Annotated in this window: 17 protein-coding genes; 4 read left to right on the forward strand and 13 right to left on the reverse strand. The window is 51.3% G+C overall.

Annotated features, from left to right (window positions below; all coding sequences use genetic code 11):
* Positions 1 to 2 precede the first annotated feature (2 nt).
* The 8 genes from METH11B_RS27685 to cutA all read right to left on the reverse strand — a co-directional run bounded on the left by METH11B_RS27685 (position 3) and on the right by cutA (position 7,006).
* Positions 3 to 647, reverse strand: a complete 645-nt coding sequence (locus tag METH11B_RS27685) for a zinc-ribbon and DUF3426 domain-containing protein (RefSeq protein ID WP_026601402.1) — start codon at positions 645 to 647, stop codon at positions 3 to 5.
* Positions 648 to 651: 4 nt separating this feature from the next.
* Positions 652 to 1,536 carry a 50S ribosomal protein L11 methyltransferase gene (gene prmA, locus METH11B_RS0106975; protein ID WP_026601403.1) on the reverse strand — a complete coding sequence of 295 codons (885 nt, stop codon included), beginning with the start codon at positions 1,534 to 1,536 and terminating at the stop codon, positions 652 to 654.
* Positions 1,537 to 1,601: 65 nt separating this feature from the next.
* Complete coding sequence (accC, locus tag METH11B_RS0106980; protein ID WP_026601404.1) at positions 1,602 to 2,945, reverse strand: acetyl-CoA carboxylase biotin carboxylase subunit; 1,344 nt, start codon at positions 2,943 to 2,945, stop codon at positions 1,602 to 1,604.
* A gap of 20 nt (positions 2,946 to 2,965) precedes the next feature.
* Positions 2,966 to 3,403 (reverse strand): acetyl-CoA carboxylase biotin carboxyl carrier protein, encoded by a 438-nt coding sequence (accB, locus tag METH11B_RS0106985; RefSeq protein WP_026601405.1) that lies wholly within the window; start codon positions 3,401 to 3,403, stop codon positions 2,966 to 2,968.
* A complete protein-coding gene (gene aroQ, locus METH11B_RS26350; protein WP_036275680.1) occupies positions 3,393 to 3,854 on the reverse strand; it encodes a type II 3-dehydroquinate dehydratase in 462 nt (153 codons plus the stop codon). Before aroQ ends, accB begins: the two co-directional genes overlap by 11 nt.
* 112 nt (positions 3,855 to 3,966) lie before the next feature.
* Positions 3,967 to 4,494: a TlpA family protein disulfide reductase gene (locus METH11B_RS0106995; RefSeq protein ID WP_026601407.1), complete on the reverse strand. Its 528-nt coding sequence runs from the start codon at positions 4,492 to 4,494 to the stop codon at positions 3,967 to 3,969.
* Complete coding sequence (locus tag METH11B_RS0107000; RefSeq protein WP_026601408.1) at positions 4,491 to 6,707, reverse strand: protein-disulfide reductase DsbD; 2,217 nt, start codon at positions 6,705 to 6,707, stop codon at positions 4,491 to 4,493. Before METH11B_RS0107000 ends, METH11B_RS0106995 begins: the two co-directional genes overlap by 4 nt.
* Positions 6,689 to 7,006: a divalent-cation tolerance protein CutA gene (gene cutA, locus METH11B_RS0107005; RefSeq protein WP_026601409.1), complete on the reverse strand. Its 318-nt coding sequence runs from the start codon at positions 7,004 to 7,006 to the stop codon at positions 6,689 to 6,691. The genes METH11B_RS0107000 and cutA overlap by 19 nt, the downstream gene beginning before the upstream one ends.
* Before the next feature lie 72 nt (positions 7,007 to 7,078).
* Between cutA and METH11B_RS0107010 the strand changes: the two genes are divergently transcribed.
* Entirely contained in the window at positions 7,079 to 7,519 is a 441-nt protein-coding gene (locus tag METH11B_RS0107010) for an FxsA family protein (RefSeq protein WP_026601410.1), read from the forward strand.
* 63 nt (positions 7,520 to 7,582) lie between these two features.
* Here the strand turns inward: METH11B_RS0107010 and METH11B_RS0107015 are convergent, their stop codons facing one another.
* Positions 7,583 to 7,816, reverse strand: a complete 234-nt coding sequence (locus METH11B_RS0107015; RefSeq protein WP_026601411.1) for a YgaP family membrane protein — start codon at positions 7,814 to 7,816, stop codon at positions 7,583 to 7,585.
* 101 nt (positions 7,817 to 7,917) lie between these two features.
* Between METH11B_RS0107015 and uvrD the strand changes: the two genes are divergently transcribed.
* On the forward strand, positions 7,918 to 10,083 hold the full coding sequence (gene uvrD / locus METH11B_RS0107020; RefSeq protein WP_026601412.1) for a DNA helicase II: 2,166 nt from the start codon (positions 7,918 to 7,920) through the stop codon (positions 10,081 to 10,083).
* Between the two features lie 66 nt (positions 10,084 to 10,149).
* Here the strand turns inward: uvrD and pyk are convergent, their stop codons facing one another.
* Together pyk and gap are read right to left on the reverse strand one after the other, a co-directional pair.
* Positions 10,150 to 11,583, reverse strand: coding sequence for a pyruvate kinase (gene pyk, locus METH11B_RS0107025; RefSeq protein WP_036275681.1), 1,434 nt, complete (start codon positions 11,581 to 11,583; stop codon positions 10,150 to 10,152).
* A gap of 8 nt (positions 11,584 to 11,591) precedes the next feature.
* Complete coding sequence (gap, locus tag METH11B_RS0107030) at positions 11,592 to 12,605, reverse strand: type I glyceraldehyde-3-phosphate dehydrogenase (RefSeq protein ID WP_020482577.1); 1,014 nt, start codon at positions 12,603 to 12,605, stop codon at positions 11,592 to 11,594.
* Positions 12,606 to 12,884: 279 nt separating this feature from the next.
* On the opposite strand from gap, the gene ylqF reads away from it, so the two are divergent.
* Positions 12,885 to 13,817 (forward strand): ribosome biogenesis GTPase YlqF, encoded by a 933-nt coding sequence (ylqF, locus tag METH11B_RS0107035; RefSeq protein ID WP_026601414.1) that lies wholly within the window; start codon positions 12,885 to 12,887, stop codon positions 13,815 to 13,817.
* Positions 13,818 to 13,912: 95 nt separating this feature from the next.
* On the opposite strand, the gene METH11B_RS0107040 is transcribed toward ylqF, so the two are convergent.
* Positions 13,913 to 14,620: an endonuclease/exonuclease/phosphatase family protein gene (locus METH11B_RS0107040; protein WP_020482579.1), complete on the reverse strand. Its 708-nt coding sequence runs from the start codon at positions 14,618 to 14,620 to the stop codon at positions 13,913 to 13,915.
* A 116-nt stretch (positions 14,621 to 14,736) separates the two neighbouring features.
* Positions 14,737 to 15,378 carry a methyltransferase gene (locus tag METH11B_RS0107045; RefSeq protein WP_197026934.1) on the reverse strand — a complete coding sequence of 214 codons (642 nt, stop codon included), beginning with the start codon at positions 15,376 to 15,378 and terminating at the stop codon, positions 14,737 to 14,739.
* Positions 15,379 to 15,756: 378 nt separating this feature from the next.
* Between METH11B_RS0107045 and METH11B_RS0107050 the strand changes: the two genes are divergently transcribed.
* Entirely contained in the window at positions 15,757 to 16,197 is a 441-nt protein-coding gene (locus METH11B_RS0107050; protein ID WP_026601416.1) for a cupin domain-containing protein, read from the forward strand.
* The last annotated feature ends 333 nt before the right edge of the window (positions 16,198 to 16,530 follow it).

Consider the following 16,530-nt stretch of genomic DNA (forward strand, 5'->3'; position numbering starts at 1 on the left):
CCCTAAAGTAAGGTAAAGGTGTAACCGCCAATTGACGCGGCAGGCGCCACAATAGCCAAACGGATTTCGACCGTCTGCTCTGGGGCTAGTCCCGTTGGTCTTAACAGGTACTCTGTAGTGCGAAACACCCGCTCTGCAATAACCTGTCCATTAAAATTCAACACACTCAACTTCAAATCCGGCGCCACTTGCGCAAATGGTGCCTGATTGCTAAGCACGGCGCTAAACAAATAGCTGCTATCGCTCTGAACCCGCAAATCGCTATGCGAAACGCTGAATTCCTCAATATTTTTATACGTCGCTAACCGGCAAGCAAAGGCTGCACAGACTTTATCCAAACCCGCCCTGAACTGCGGCTGCATAGTTAAACGATAGCCCTCGAAATACAGGATTTGCGCCAGCAATAACAGCAACGCCAAGTTGGTTGCGACAAACCAAACCGCCGGAGTCTGCGGCCGCTTTTCTGAAATTTGATCATCCGGATATGGCGACTCATCCGCTAGCACCACATCCTCATCTTCACTAAGGAATCGCAACGCATCGAAAGAATTGCCGCATACCTTACAATCCAACAACCCACGCGATTGCCGCAAATGCTCGACGGTAACTTCGTGCTGCTTAGCGCAATGCGGACATCGGCTATACATCTATTCAGTCAGTTTTATAGGCGTCCAATCGACACCAGTCTTCCTGACTGACCGGCGGCGCAACAACGAAGCCCTGCTCGCGATAAGCTGCTGCTACAGATTCGGCTTGTTCGTTCAAAATTCCCGACAAAACCAACTGCCCGCCCGGCCTGACAAATGCGCCAATAGTTGCGGCCAGCTCAATCAGCGGTTTAGCGAGAATATTGGCGAGTACCAGATCAGCTGCAAACGCGGAAAACTGTTCGGGCAGATAATAATCGATTCGTTGCTGTACCTGGTTTTTTTCGGCGTTGTATTGACTGGCGGTCAACGCTTGCGGATCGATATCCACCGCATGCGCCTGCTTGGCGCCCAATAACAGCGCGGCCACGGCAAGAATCCCCGAGCCACAACCGTAGTCGATTAATACTTTGTCTTTAATATCGTTACCGGCCAACCACTCCAAACATAATGCAGTAGTCGGATGCGTTCCAGTACCGAACGCCAAGCCCGGATCCAAAGTCATGCAAACCGTGCCGGGCTCGTGCTGTTCCTGACCACTGGGACAAATCCACAAACGATTGGCAAACTTCATTGCCTGGAAATGCTCCATCCACGCCCGTTCCCATGCCTGATCCTGCAAAACCTCAGCTATCCATTCCTGCAAGGGCTGACCTATGAATTGATTGAACAGCAAGTTGCGTACGATATCCGGATCAGTATCGAGCTCGAACAAGGCGGTGACCCGGGTACGGGTCCAGATTTTTGTTTGATCGATGGCCGGCTCGTACACCGGCTCATCATCGGCGTCGCTGTAAGTCACCGAAACCGCGCCCAGTTCGCTGAAAAACTCCGATATGTCGGGAGCGGTGGTTTCGTCGGTGATAACGGAAAGCTGATGCCAGGCCATAGTTATAAAAAGCTTTTAGCTGGGAAAGGAGACGCCACTTTATTAATCTCCTCGCCCAAGCCGAATTAATGGATACCCAATTTCTTTTCCAGATAATGGATATTTTGCCCACCCTGGGCGAACGCCGCGTCAGCCATGATGCTTTGTTGCAATGGGATATTGGTTTTGATGCCGTCTATCACCATTTCGCTCAGCGCGGTCTTCATCCGGGCGATCGCGCTCGCCCTATCGTCGCCGTGCGCAATCAACTTACCAATCATGGAATCGTAATACGGCGGCACTTTATAGCCATTATAAATGTGCGTTTCGCAACGGATGCCAGGCCCGCCTGGCATATGGAATTGATCGATCACCCCTGGGCTAGGCATAAAGGTTTTCGGATCTTCGGCATTTAGCCGACATTCGATTGCATGACCGGTAAACTTCACCTGCTCTTGCGTGATGGACAAAGGCTCGCCAGCAGCAATCCGAAGTTGCTCCTTGACAATATCGAAACCGGTAATCATCTCGGTGACCGGATGCTCGACTTGCACCCGCGTGTTCATTTCTATGAAATAAAATTGACCTTTCTCGTAGAGAAACTCGAAAGTCCCCGCACCTAGATAACCGATTTCCTGACAAGCCAGCGCGCAACGCTCACCCATCTGCTTACGTTGCTCTTCGGTAATGCCAGGAGCAGGGGCTTCTTCGACGACTTTTTGATGGCGGCGCTGCATTGAGCAATCGCGTTCACCCAAATGTATCGCATTGCCGTGCGAGTCCGCCAACACCTGAAATTCGATATGACGCGGATCTTCCAGAAATTTTTCCATGTAGACGGTGCTATTACCGAACGCGGTACCGGCTTCAGCCTTGGTCATTGCAATCGCATTCACCAAAGCACTTTCGGTATGCACAGTGCGCATACCGCGACCGCCTCCACCACCAGCCGCTTTGATAATGACCGGGTAACCAATTTCCCGCGCCATTTTCAGATTGGTTTCATCATCTTCCCCCAAAGGATCGCCGTTACCCGGCACACAAGGGATACCCGCTGCCTGCATGGCTTTTTTTGCGGCGATCTTGTCACCCATCATCCGAATGGTTTCAGGCCTCGGACCGATAAAAACAAAGCCACTTTGACTGACTTTCTCCGAAAAATCGGCGTTTTCGGATAAGAATCCGTAACCGGGATGGATGGCTTCGGCATCTGTCACTTCGGCGGCACTGATAATTGCCGGGATATTCAAGTAGCTGCCGGCGGACGCGGCAGGCCCAATACAGACAGCTTCGTCGGCCAATCTTACGTGTTTTAAATCGCGGTCCGCTTCGGAATACACCGCCACGGTTTTGATGCCCAATTCGCGACAGGCCCGCAAAATACGCAAAGCAATTTCGCCGCGATTGGCGATAACAATTTTCTCAAACATTAGTCCAGCCCCTTTGTCGGTTATTCGATGATGAACAAAGGTTGGCCGTATTCGACCGGATGGCCGTTTTCAACCAGAATTTGTTTGATTTTGCCGCTTTTATCCGCTTCGATCTGATTCAAAATTTTCATGGCTTCGATAATGCACAAGGTTTGACCATTGCTAACCGACTGACCAATCTCGACAAACGACGCAGAACCGGGCGACGCCGAACGGTAAAAGGTACCGACCATGGGCGACTTAACCACATGACCACTGACTTTTTCTTCAACTGGAGCGGCCGCAACAACCGGCGCTGCGGCGGCCACGGGCGCAGCAACCGGCGCTGCATATTGCACGGGCGCAGCCGCCGAATAACGGCTGATTTTTACTGATTCTTCGCCCTCACGAATCTCAATTTCTGCAATATCGGATTCCTCGATAAGATCAATCAGTTTTTTTATTTTTCTAATATCCATTGTTCTGAGTTCTCTCTAGTAATATCTGATGAGCGGCTTGCAAAGCCAATTGGTAACCGTTCGCCCCCAATCCGCAAATAACGCCAACGGCGATATCCGAAAAATACGAATGCTTCCTGAAAGGCTCACGGGCATGCACGTTCGATAAATGTACTTCTATGAATGCAATCTTGGTTGCCAGCAAGGCATCACGAATAGCCACGCTGGTATGAGTAAATGCGGCAGGATTGATAATGATAAAATCGACACCCTGCCGATAAGCTTGATGTATGTGTTCAATAATTTCGTGCTCGGCATTGCTTTGCATAAAGCTTAATTGATGCCCAAGGGTTTGGGCCAATTGCTCCATTGCCTGCTGGATACTCTGCAATGTTTTATTACCGTATAACCCTGGTTCTCGAATGCCTAACAGATTTAAATTGGGTCCATTGAGAACAGTGAGGTTTGCCATTGCCGATGCTGAACAAAAATACTAAACAAAAAGGAATTCTGCCTAATTTGTAGGTTTTTGTCCAGATAAACCGCTTTTCACTTCATTAGACAGCGTTTTACCGATTTTTCAGTCATTTTGCCGTCAACAACGGCCCAATCACTTCCAACACTTTCTCTCGCGTCAATTCGCCCAACTGATGATGCACAATTTGCCCTTGTTGGTTAATGATTACTGTGAACGGCACAGTATTGATTACATTACCCAGCTGTTGAGCCAACATCGTGGCCCCTTCGCCACCAATCAATACCGGATAATTGATCTTGATACGTTTCAGGTAATCTTCTACTGGCTGCTTCTCTTCAATGGCTATGCCGACAAATTGCACGCCTTTGTCTTTATACTCGTCCTGAAGTTTTATGAACTCGGGAATTTCCTTCAAACATGGCGGACACCAGGTTGCCCAAAAATTGATAATTAAAATTTTGCCTTGCCATTGCGAGACCGACTGCGGCTGATCCGCCAGATCAGGCAAACTGAAATTCAGTTGCGGCGCCGGTTGACTGGTCTCGGTAGCAGAAAAATATTGTCTGGCAAACAGACCCGCCGCTAAACCAATAAAAGCTATGGCGACCACCGTAAGTATAATTTTCTTATTCATAGTTGTTGCAAGGTTTTTAAAAAAGTAGCGGCATCCTGATAGCCAATCACGCGCTGCCCTGCCCGTTCCTGCCCATCGGCGCCGAAAAATATAATGCCAGGTGGCCCAAACAGTGCGAAGCGTTTTAATAAGGCTTTATCTGCCTCATTATTCGCCGTCACGTCGGCCTGCAACACCACGAAGTTCGCCAATTGCTGCTTTACCTGTGGATCCGTAAAGGTATAAGCCTCCATTTCTTTACAGGAAATACACCAGTCGGCATAGAAATCCAGCATCACCGGTTTGCCGCTGGCCGACGCCTGCTGGATGCGTTGCTCTAATTCTGCGACCGAAGCCACCCGCTGAAAGCTTAGACCTGCAGCGGGCTGGGCCTGGGCATTAAAGCCCATTCCTTGCAGCGGCTGAAGCGGATTGCTGTTTCCAGCACTCAAGCCGATCAATTGCAAGACGCCAAACACCAGCATGATGATACCCAGCCCTTTCCAAAGCTTGCGCCAACCCGAGGCCGATTCCGGCAGAGGATCGATGGCGCCCAGAAAGATAGCCGGAATAACCAACAACAAAGACCATAAAAACATCGTCACCGCTGCCGGCAAAATCCGCGACAGCATCCACACCGCCACGGCCAGCATGGCTACGCCGAACACCGCCTTAGTGGAATTCAGCCAAGACCCGGCTTTTGGCAACAGCTTGCCGGCAGACGCTCCCAACAGCAGTAAGGGTGCCCCCATGCCAAGCCCCATCAAGAACAAAGCCGAACCGCCCAACACCACATCGCCAGTCTGACCGATATAAATCAGTGCCGCCGCCAACGGAGCTGCCACGCAAGGCCCTACGATCAGCGACGATAGCGCCCCCATAATGCCAGCGCCAAGATAAGAGCCGTCGCGATGCTTATCGCTAGAGTGATGCAAGACTGATTGCAAGGACTTGGGCAACTCCAAATGGTAAAAACCAAACATTGATAGCGATAACAGCACGAACAAGCCCGAAAACACCGCGATCACCCAAGGCTCTTGAAATGTGGCTTGCAGGTTGCTGCCGAACAAGGCTGCCAGCACACCAAATACGGTGTACATCAAAGCCGAGGCAAACACGTAGCTCAAGGACAACAAAAATGCCTTACGGGTGCCGATTTGGTCGCCGTGACCGACGATGATCCCGGATAAAATGGGGATCATCGGAAATACACAGGGCGTAAAGGCCAACAGCAAACCGAATCCAAAAAAACTGAATAAAGTCAGCGCTAAACTATCATGTCGCAAAGCATTGACGATTTTGTCCTGCTCCGACAACTCGGCTACCGCAGCCGGCTTGACTGGTGCCAAGGCGTCCGCAGCCGGCAAGTCCAAACTCGCTTCGGCTTGCATCGGCGGATAGCAGACCCCACGGTCGGCACAACCTTGAAACTTTGCCAGCAATTTGATCGTTTCGGCCGCCGAGCTTCCGCGTAGTAGCGGTACGTCGATGCTGATCTGACTGCGGTAGATTTGCACCTGGCCAAATTCCGCATCGTGGTAGGCGGCCCCTTCCGGAAGCTGCAAAGGCGTCAATTGCGTCTGCGAAACACCCTGCAATTTAAGCGACAACTTATCTTTGTATAGGTAATAACCTTCGGCTATTTGCCAGCTCGCTTGCACGGTATTTGGATCTTTCAGACTGGCGAAGAACTGAAACGCTTGCTCCGGCGGCAACAACTCCTCTGAAAACAAACCCGGCGTCAAGCCCTTTAAGCCTTTCACAAATTGATTAAGCGCTCCGCTATTTGCAGCGGGCGGCGCTAACGGCAAGGCAACATCCAGCAGCACTTTTTGCGGGGGATAACAGACGCCGGCATCAGCACACCCCTGATATTTAACCAACAGCTTCAGTTGGGTTTGACGGTTTGGATTAATCAACGGCAACACCACGTCGAGCGCATTTCGATAGACCGACACTTCGCCCAAACTCGGATCATGCTCAACAAGTCCATCCGGCATGACTGCCTGACCCAGTTGAATCGCTTCGGTCTGCGATTGAAACTTGGTTTTATCCCGATACAGGTGGTAGCCTTCGACTATCTGCCAGTGCAATTCGACTTTATCGGCGGTGCCTGCTGTGGCCGTTAACTTAAATGCTTGCTCCGGTGGCAAAAAATCCTGACTATCGAGCGCCGCCGCAGTGCGCCAAAAAACAGCCAACAAACATAATAAAATCAGTCGATGCCAAGGCATGAGTCTATCCATTTCAAATAGTCCAGCGAGCCGCGTTCTATCGCAACCGCAATAATTTCCGGGAGTTGGTAGGGGTGTAGGCTTTTCAAGGTCGCCTCAATCGCCGCATAACGGTCTTGATGACTTTTGATGAGTAGCAAATGTTCCTGAGCGGTTTCGATTTGGCCCTGCCACTCATAAACCGAACGCACACCCGGCAGTATATTGACGCAGGCGGCTAATTTTTGGCTGATGAGAACGCCGGCAAGCTTGTCGGCAACCTCTACATCCGGGCAGGTACAAAGAATCAATTGATACATCGCGATATTATCCTGGAAATTGCACCAAGATGCTCTTAGTATTAGCGGCTTTTTACCGCAACCGAGCTGACCATGAAAACCATGCAAATTATGTTTATCGCTTTTTTGATCGTGCCGTTTGTGGAAATTTACGTGCTATTGCAAGTTGGCGGCTTGATCGGCGCCTTCCCCACTATTCTATTGGTGGTGTTTACGGCGGTACTGGGTGCTTGGCTGCTGCGTCGTCAAGGCTTCGCCACCTGGCAGCGCTTCCAGTCCGGGTTGGCGCAAGGCGAAATTCCGGCTTATGAAATGATCGAAGGCCCCATTTTGCTGGTAGGCGGAGCGCTGTTATTGACACCGGGATTTTTCACCGACATGCTCGGCTTCGCTTGCCTAATCCCGACCTTACGCAGAAAGATTGCTCAGTACATCATCGAGCACCATTTGCTGCAAACCCAGGTGGGCCCGGTATTTCAACAAGCACGCAATTCGCAGACTATTATCGAAGGCGAATACAACAAACAAGATTAACAAAGTCTCTTGAATCCGAATCCGCGCCGGAATCGCGGATTCGGAGCCAGCAACTAAGGCTGATTAGCCCTCGGAAGCCGTATTGCTACCCAAGGTATTTTTATCCAAACTCGAATATGCCGGGCACCAGCCTGAATAACTGGTCGCAACCAAGGCCAAACCAACCAACAACATCAATATGCTGGCGGTAAACAGCGAAACGCTCAGCAGTACCACCCCTGAAACCATGCGGACTTTCTTATCTTTCTCGCCGATGTTGTGCTCAAATTTGATCAAACGTTTATAATCGAAGCTCATTTCCAATCCTCTCTGTGTTGTAGTTATTAGTCCCGACGCACGGCTTTCCCTTAAAGGCAAGCAAATATACACAGCTCTTCAAAATCTGCAAGTTATAAAAAATGGACGTCTCTTCTATCATCACCTCTCTAAACGACGATCAACGTCTGGCCGTTTCTGCCCCGATGCAAGCCATGCTGGTACTGGCCGGCGCCGGTAGCGGCAAAACCCGGGTGCTGGTCCATCGCATCGCTTGGCACATCCAGGTCAACCAGATTTCGCCTTATAACATCCTGGCGGTAACGTTTACCAACAAAGCCGCCAACGAAATGCGCAACCGTATCGAAGAGTTACTGGAGACTCCAGCCCGCGCCATGTGGATAGGCACTTTCCACGGCCTGGCTCACCGTTTACTGCGGCAACACGCCAAGCAAGCCAATCTGCCGGAAACCTTCCAGGTAATGGACAGCGACGACCAATTGCGCATCATCAAACGGCTGATGAAAAACCTGAATCTGGACGACAGCAAATGGCCGCCCAAGCAAGCGCAATGGTTTATCAATGCGCAAAAAGACGAAGGCATCCGCGCCAAGCACATGCAGGACAGCGGCGATTTTTATAACCGGCAGATGAAGCAAGTTTATCTGGCGTACGAAGAAGTATGCCAACGCTCCGGCCTGGTGGATTTTGCCGAATTACTGCTCAGAGCTCACGAATTGCTGCGCGATAACGAAGATTTATTGGCGTTTTATCGGCAGCGCTTCGTACAAGTCCATGTCGACGAATTCCAGGACACCAACACCATTCAATACGCCTGGCTGCGCTTACTCACCGAAGGCAACAACAATCTATTCGTGGTCGGCGACGACGATCAATCGATCTACGGCTGGCGCGGTGCCAAAATCGAAAACATCTTCAATTTCCAAAAGCATTATCCCGAACACGGCATCGTCCGCCTGGAGCAGAACTATCGCTCCAGCGGCCATATCCTGAAAGCCGCCAATACCTTGATCGCCAACAACGACAACCGGATGGGAAAGGAATTATGGACCGATGCCGGTGAAGGCCAGGCCATTTCTCTATATTCGGCGTTTAACGAGCAAGACGAAGCCTATTTCGTGGTCGAGAAAATTCGGCAATGGGTTAAGGATGGCGGCTTGCGTAGCGACACAGCGATTCTGTATCGCTCCAACGCCCAATCGCGGCAATTCGAAGAACGCTTGATGACCACCGCCACGCCCTACCGGGTTTACGGCGGCCTACGCTTTTTCGAGCGCATGGAAATCAAAAACGCCCTCGCCTATCTGCGTTTGTCGACTAATCCACACGACGATCCTTCCTTTGAACGGGTAGTGAATACGCCAACCCGAGGCATCGGCGCCAAGACCCTAGACGACATGCGGATTCTGGCCCGCGAACAACAGCTGTCGCTATGGCAAGCAGCCTTGGTGATGTTGGAGAAAAATCAGTTGCCGGCCCGCGCAGCGAATGCTTTGCGCGGCTTTTTAAACCTGATTCTTGCGCTCGGCGAAACGACGAAAGAGCTGAGTCTGCATGAAACCGTCAAACAAGTAGTCGAGACCAGCGGCCTGATCGAACTTTATAAGAAAGAAAAACAAGACAAAGGCGAAGCCCGGGTAGAAAACCTGGAGGAACTGGTCAACGCCGCGCGCTTGTTCGACTACGATAGTGAAAACGCCGAGAACATGGGCGAGTTGGACATGTTTTTAGCGCACGCCGCATTGGAAGCCGGTGAAATGCAAGGCGAAGTCGATGAAGATTGCGTGCAGTTAATGACGCTACATTCGGCCAAGGGTTTGGAGTTCAAGCTGGTATTTCTAGTGGGCTTAGAAGAAGGCCTATTCCCTTCTCAGCAAGCGCTGGACGACGCCAGCCGGTTACAGGAAGAGCGCCGCCTGTGCTACGTCGGCATAACTCGAGCGATGCAACAGCTGTATCTGACCCACGCCGAATCCCGGCGCCTGTACGGCAAAGACAGCTATCCGCGCGCCTCACGGTTTTTGCGCGAACTACCGCAGGAATCAATTCAGGAAATCAGGTTACGCGCCAACGTCAGCAGACCGGCGACCAATAGCGCATCGCAAACCAAAAGCCTGGGCAGCAAGGGTACTTACAAACTGGGCCAGCCTGTCAGGCACGAGAAATTCGGCGAAGGCGTGGTCCTGCAAATGGAAGGCGAAGGCGAACAGGAACGGGTGCAAATCAACTTCCGCAACGCGGGCATCAAATGGCTGATGCTGGCTTATGCCAAACTGGATGCTGCTTAGAATAGGTTGAAGACGCGGCGTCCGGATAAACCGAACGCCGCGAAACAAGGCAAGCCGACTAAAAAATTAGTCGGTGACGATGATAACTTTCAGGGAGTTAGTGCCGCCGCTGGCGCCGGTCAAATCGCCTTTGGTGCGAATCAGCGCATCGCCCGCTTTTACGACACCACGGACTTTCAAAGCCTTAATCAGACTGTCGGTTACGCTGACCGATTCCATCTTCTCTTTGGCAAACGGAATGGGGAATACACCTTTGTAAAGGGTCACACGACCCAGGGTGCGTTCCTGGCTGCTGAAGGCAAAGATAGGAATATCCGAGCTAATCCGCGACATCCATAGCGGCGTGGAGCCCGATTCGGTCAAAGACGCTATCCCGGCGATTTTGGTATGGTTCGCCATATACATTGCAGACATCGCAATGGCTTCGTCCATCCGTTCGAACTTGTCGGTCATCCGGTGCATGGATTTGGTCACGCTAGGTTGCTTTTCCGTTTCCAGACAGATACGCACCATGGCTTGCACGGTTTTCACCGGATGCTTGCCGGAGGCAGTTTCCGCGGACAACATGATCGCATCGGTACCGTCGACAATAGCGTTGGCCACATCAAATACTTCCGCACGGGTTGGGATCGGATTCTCGATCATCGATTCCATCATCTGTGTCGCGGTAATCACGGCCCGGTTCAGTTCGCGCGAACGACTGATCAGCAGTTTTTGAGCGGCTGGCAGATTGGCGTCGCCGATTTCAACCCCCAAGTCGCCACGCGCGACCATGATCGCGTCAGAGGCCAAGATGATTTCGTCGATAACTTCCATGGCTTCCGCACGCTCTACCTTGGCAACCAAGCCGGCGTAAGAACCGGCTGCTTGCAAAAGCTCACGGGCTTCGTTCATATCAGCTGCGGTGCGCGGGAAGGAGATCGCCACGTAATCGGCTTGAATCACCGCAATGGTTTTGATGTCTTCCTTGTCCTTATCGGTCAAGGCCGCTGCAGACAAGCCGCCGCCCAACAAATTGATACCTTTGTTGTTGGACAAATCGCCGCCCACTACCACTTTCGTGTTGACGCGGGTATTGTCGATCACATCGACCACATCCAGGACTACCCGGCCATCGTCCAGCAACAAACGGGTACCGGGTTTAACTTCGCGAGCCAAAGGTTCGTAGCTGATACCCACTTGGGTATTATCTCCGTCAAGTTTGCCCAGATTAATATCCAAGGCAAAATCCTGACCTTCTTCCAGCCAGACTTTGTTGTCTTTGAAGCGTTCGATACGGATTTTGGGACCTTGCAAATCAGCCAGAATACCGACCCTGCGGCCGGTTTTCTTGCTTAATTCGCGAACGCGGTTGGCGCGATCAATATGATCCTGCGCCGAACCGTGCGAGAAATTAAGCCTTACAACATCGATTCCAGCCTCGAACAACTCTTCAAGTACACCGGGCTTGTCCGTAGCAGGTCCCAGCGTAGCCAGGATTTTCGTTCTTCGTAGCAGCATGTAAACCCTTATTTAGCGTTGAACAAAGCAACCGTGGTATCGAGCATACGGTTTGAAAAACCCCATTCGTTGTCGTACCAGGACAGGACTTTCACGAAATTGCCGCCGGTGACTTTGGTCAGACCCGCTTCGTAGATTGAAGAATGTGGGTTGTGGTTGAAGTCCATAGACACCAATGGCTCGTCGTTGATCGCCAAAATGCCTTTCAATGGACCGGCAGCCGCTTCGCGCAAAATGCCGTCGATTTCTTCTTTAGTAGTGTTACGTGATGCCTGAAAGCACAAATCCACCACAGAAACATTGATGGTCGGTACACGCATCGCAAAACCGTCGAGTTTGCCTTTCATTTCCGGCAATACCAAACCAACCGCCGCTGCCGCACCGGTTTTGGTGGGGATCATGGATTGCGTAGCGGAACGCGCGCGGTGCAAGTCGCTGTGGTATACGTCGGTCAACACTTGGTCGTTAGTATACGAGTGGATGGTCGTCATCAAACCGTGATCAACACCGATGGTGTCCATCAAAGGCTTGACTAATGGCGCCAAGCAGTTGGTGGTGCAAGAGGCATTGGAGATAACGGTGTCGGATGCTTTCAGGGTTTGGTGGTTAACACCGTAAACAATGGTTGCATCGACATCATTGCCGCCAGGAGCAGAAATGATGACTTTTTTTGCGCCGGCAGTGATGTGCGCGGACGCTTTAGCTTTGCTGGTAAAGAAACCGGTACACTCGTGCACAACGTCAATACCCAACTCAGCCCAAGGCAATTTGGCAGGATCTCTTTCGGCAAATACGCGAATTTTGTCGCCGTTGATCACGATGTAATCGCCGTCGACAGACACATCGAATGGAAATTTACCATGTACGGTATCGTATTTGGTCAAGTGCGCGTTGGTTTTGGAATCGCCCAAATCGTTAATAGCGACAACTTGGATCTCGTTGGTGCGACCTGACTCGTACAAAGCGCGCATGACATTGCGACCGATACGACCATAACCGTTAATTGCAACTTTAATTGCCATAGAGTTTTCTCCGGGATGAGTGTGAAAGACTTGCGTCGAGATGTGCCAAAAGCACCAAAAATAGACTGGATTGTAGCAACAACCGGCCCTCTACGTCTACCGCCGCGGCGCGCTGCGGCGTGCAGAAATCCCGCCTTTAAACATGGCGGGGCGCTATCCCTGTTAAAGGGCGCTTAACCATCCGGCATCTATAAGCCCTAAAGGCACACGAGTAATCAATAGCGCCGGCTCAATAAAAGGTACAATGCTGTCAACTTTCCACTTACCGCAGCACAACCCATGCAGATTCAATGGTATCCCGGCCACATGCACAAGGCCAGCAAGGAGATCAAGCACGCCTTGCCCGACATCGATTTGCTGATTGAAATACTCGATGCACGCATTCCTTACAGCAGCCAAAACCCCATGCTGGCCAGTCTGCGCGGCGACAAACCCACCATCCGCGTCCTCAGCAAAACCGATTTGGCCGATCCTGAACTGACTAAAAAATGGCAAGCCTATTTGGAACGGGAACAGGCCGTCAAAACCCTGGCCGTCACTACCCAACAACCGGACAAGATCAAACAGATTATTGACTTGTGCGCCAAGATGCTGCCGGAGAAAACCGCCGCCAACAAGGTCATCCGCACCATGATCATGGGCATCCCTAACGTCGGCAAATCCACCATTATTAATGTGCTGGCCGGGCGTACCATCGCCAAGACCGGCAACGAACCCGCCGTCACCAAGCAGCAGCAACGCATCAATATGGGTAATAACATCGTACTATCCGACACTCCCGGCGTACTCTGGCCCAATGTGGAAAACCGCCACAGTGGCCACCGACTAGCGGTAACCGGCGCCATCAAGGATACGGCTTTCCAACACGACGACATCGCACTGTATGCACTGGAATATCTGCGTACAGCCTATCCAGACCAGTTAAGCCAGCGCTATCGTTTGACACCCTTGCCCGAAGAACCACTTGCACTGCTAGAAGCCATCGGCGCGAAACGCGGCTGTTTGCGTAGCGGCGGCATCGTCGAACTGGACAAAGCCGCCAAGCTATTAATGAACGAACTGCGCGCCGGCATCTTGGGCCAAATCACCCTGGAGACCCCCGAGATGATAGAAACGGAAATGTTGGAACTGGCCGTCATCCGCGAGCAAAAAGCCGCCAAACAGGCCGCTAGGCGGCGCGGCGCAGGGCCGCATTTAGCCCCGCCGACATAGCATCACTCAAAAAATCGGCCACAAGATGTTTAATGCCGAGAACGGGAGCTATCCACCTCGAATCCGCAAGCCGCATATTTTTCGATACCGGTGCTTTAGAAGATAACTTGGTCCGCAGAGGTTATATTGAAGAGCAACGGACGATGATCGGGCGCATCCATATCATAAACTCTCGGATCGAGCGGAATCGGCTCAATCCGCACCAAATTGCTAGCCAAAACCCAGTCTAAGGTATTAACCAATCCGCTATTGGCTTTATGCGTACCTTGCCCCTGCCAGACATCGTGTGGATGAGATCCCTGAATGTCCAAATTCGCGTGGTTACCGATTTCCCAATTCAAATCCCCGGTGATCGCCCAGGTTGCATCCTGCATACTTGCGGCTGTTTTCAATTGATACTTTGTCAATCCGGTTTGACCGGACTTGAAGTGACCAAAATGAAGGTAACCGTTATAGTGAGCGAATGCATGTGCGTGGACCGAAAACAACCCTCGGTTCAGGCCTAGAAAATCCCCCTGAAAGCCAAAGTCCAGGCCAGGTTTGCGACGAATCGCCACAACATAGCTATTGCTATGCCCACCGTGCAAGCACTGCACACAATAACTGGGCCAATCGGTCTGGTTGTATACTTTATCGAGGAAATTGACATAAGCATCTTCCCGAGCCCCGTGCACCTCGCAAATAAAAAGCACATCCACTATCGCAGGTTTGAGCATATTGTCGATAAAACCTGAAACCAAAGCCTGCTTTTCTATTGCCGAGCCCTGCCCGTTCTTTTCGATGTTCCAGCTAGCGACAATCATTGTTCCACCATTAGATAAAAGACGTTAAAGGAATTCCTAAAAGCACCTGGCAAACCGCTATCGCTAAATGCTGGCCCCGTGCCATCGAAAATGACATTACAGATGTCACGAAAGAATTACGCTTTCATGACTTTATAAATATGATGCGCGCCGGCATGATTAACGGTGCTTTCTTCCACGGTAACCGAGAAACCGAAATCCGGGCCGATATTTTTCGGATCGTGCTCCTCGCCGACAAATTCCGAATAGGGAATATAAATCCGCGTATGCTCGCTAATGTAGTCTTTAACTTGGTGGAAAAACCGTTTCAATATATCGCGCCCACCGTCTTCGTTCAGCCCGAAGGTGCCGTCGGACGGATAATAATTGAAATTAAAAACAATTAGGTCAAACAGCGTGTGCGGCACATCGGCAAATAAATCGCTGTGCAGAAAATCGATAGGCGCCAATTCAGGATTCAAACGCGTGTTTTCCAAGGTGCAATGCACCGCATCCCGATTAAAGTCCACACCCATCACGCTTTCGCAGCCCATTTTTTTTAACAAAAACGCGAAATAGCCGCTGCCGCAGCCCATATCCAAAGCCATTTCAGCGGGCGGCTGTTGCAGAATGAAATTCCCGAAAAAAGAGCTGGTTAGTCCAAAATCGGACGGAAACACATTTTTGGCAATCTTCAAGTTAATGCCATCCAACTCCGTCATATAAGGTTGTTTATCCAAATAGTGGGCCAATTCCTGCTTGCGAGCATCGATGCTCATCTCCGGCTGTTTCATAATTCACTATGTTGAGTTGAGTTGCGCCACGCTTATGGACGCGTTTATTTTAGGAGCCTGCCGTAAACGGCTGGCCGGTTCACACTTAAATCCTACAACAAACAGCCGCTGGCAGCCAAACCCTATGCCGTTATCGCCAGCCGCGCAGGGTCCGCAGCGTTGGCTAACTGCCCGCCTTTGATGTCGGCCAAGCGGCTCGACAGCCACGTAAGCGCGGGCAATTTGCCCGACTTTTTCGGGCAAATATCAGCTTACCCAAGCCGCCGTCTCGCCTAAACTGCAACAGTTCGCGATATTCAGAGCCCAAACATCAGCCTGCGTATCAGTCTCACACCCAGCCACTATCAAAAAGAAAACATCGCCATGAACACATATCTTTTCGACGACCGCCGTATCGATTGGCAAACCCTGGAGGGATTTGAGCATTTACGCTATTTCATTCTGAACATCGACGCCGACGCCAACATTGCCGACGTCTTGTTCAAATTTGCCGCCGGCCAACAAATAGTGCTGCACCGACACAAAGCGCCAAACCACATTTTTGTCATCCAAGGCGAACATAGAATCTACCACGCCGACGGCACATTGAAGGAAATCAGACCGGTCGGCAGCTACACCCTCAGCCCGGCCAGCGACGTGCCGCACCGGGAAGGCGGCGGCGACATTGACGTCATCCTGTTGTTCAGCATCCGCGGCACCGGGGTGCTTTACGACATACTGGACGACGATGCCAACGTTATCGGTAGCCTGGCGATGTCCGACTTCGTAGCATTACACCAAGCACAGTCCGGGCAAACGGGATAAAAATCGCGCGATGTCGGAATTTTGAACCTGTGCAATGCCCCCCACACCCGGTTACCGTTTGCTGAGGCATTGGGCTGTACCGGCAATAACCAGTTGCTCAAGGCTTTAATGCTGTCATCTCGCCTCAGCCACATCTATTCATGGCTTGGGGGTTTAACTATGTATTAACCCGGCCCTATTTATCACGAGCATTCCGTTCAGGCTGAGCTCGTCGAAGCCCGGGCGGGTGTGCCCTTCGATAGGCTTGTATGGTAAAGTTAAAGAGAATCGATGGGACGTTCGGTGTCGGGATGGAGGGACGTCGACGGGTATCTGCTAAGCTAGGCCTCGCTG

It is taken from the genome of Methylomonas sp. 11b, assembly GCF_000515215.1.
Classification (GTDB): Bacteria; Pseudomonadota; Gammaproteobacteria; order Methylococcales; family Methylomonadaceae; genus Methylomonas.

Coding starts and splice junctions, on each gene's coding strand:
- METH11B_RS27685 (WP_026601402.1), bottom strand. CDS start 647: ATGTATAGCCGATGTCCGCATTGCGCTAAGCAGCACGAAGTTACCGTC.
- prmA (WP_026601403.1), bottom strand. CDS start 1,536: ATGGCCTGGCATCAGCTTTCCGTTATCACCGACGAAACCACCGCTCCC.
- accC (WP_026601404.1), bottom strand. CDS start 2,945: ATGTTTGAGAAAATTGTTATCGCCAATCGCGGCGAAATTGCTTTGCGT.
- accB (WP_026601405.1), bottom strand. CDS start 3,403: ATGGATATTAGAAAAATAAAAAAACTGATTGATCTTATCGAGGAATCC.
- aroQ (WP_036275680.1), bottom strand. CDS start 3,854: ATGGCAAACCTCACTGTTCTCAATGGACCCAATTTAAATCTGTTAGGC.
- METH11B_RS0106995 (WP_026601407.1), bottom strand. CDS start 4,494: ATGAATAAGAAAATTATACTTACGGTGGTCGCCATAGCTTTTATTGGT.
- METH11B_RS0107000 (WP_026601408.1), bottom strand. CDS start 6,707: ATGCCTTGGCATCGACTGATTTTATTATGTTTGTTGGCTGTTTTTTGG.
- cutA (WP_026601409.1), bottom strand. CDS start 7,006: ATGTATCAATTGATTCTTTGTACCTGCCCGGATGTAGAGGTTGCCGAC.
- METH11B_RS0107010 (WP_026601410.1), top strand. CDS start 7,079: ATGAAAACCATGCAAATTATGTTTATCGCTTTTTTGATCGTGCCGTTT.
- METH11B_RS0107015 (WP_026601411.1), bottom strand. CDS start 7,816: ATGAGCTTCGATTATAAACGTTTGATCAAATTTGAGCACAACATCGGC.
- uvrD (WP_026601412.1), top strand. CDS start 7,918: ATGGACGTCTCTTCTATCATCACCTCTCTAAACGACGATCAACGTCTG.
- pyk (WP_036275681.1), bottom strand. CDS start 11,583: ATGCTGCTACGAAGAACGAAAATCCTGGCTACGCTGGGACCTGCTACG.
- gap (WP_020482577.1), bottom strand. CDS start 12,605: ATGGCAATTAAAGTTGCAATTAACGGTTATGGTCGTATCGGTCGCAAT.
- ylqF (WP_026601414.1), top strand. CDS start 12,885: ATGCAGATTCAATGGTATCCCGGCCACATGCACAAGGCCAGCAAGGAG.
- METH11B_RS0107040 (WP_020482579.1), bottom strand. CDS start 14,620: ATGATTGTCGCTAGCTGGAACATCGAAAAGAACGGGCAGGGCTCGGCA.
- METH11B_RS0107045 (WP_197026934.1), bottom strand. CDS start 15,378: ATGAGCATCGATGCTCGCAAGCAGGAATTGGCCCACTATTTGGATAAA.
- METH11B_RS0107050 (WP_026601416.1), top strand. CDS start 15,757: ATGAACACATATCTTTTCGACGACCGCCGTATCGATTGGCAAACCCTG.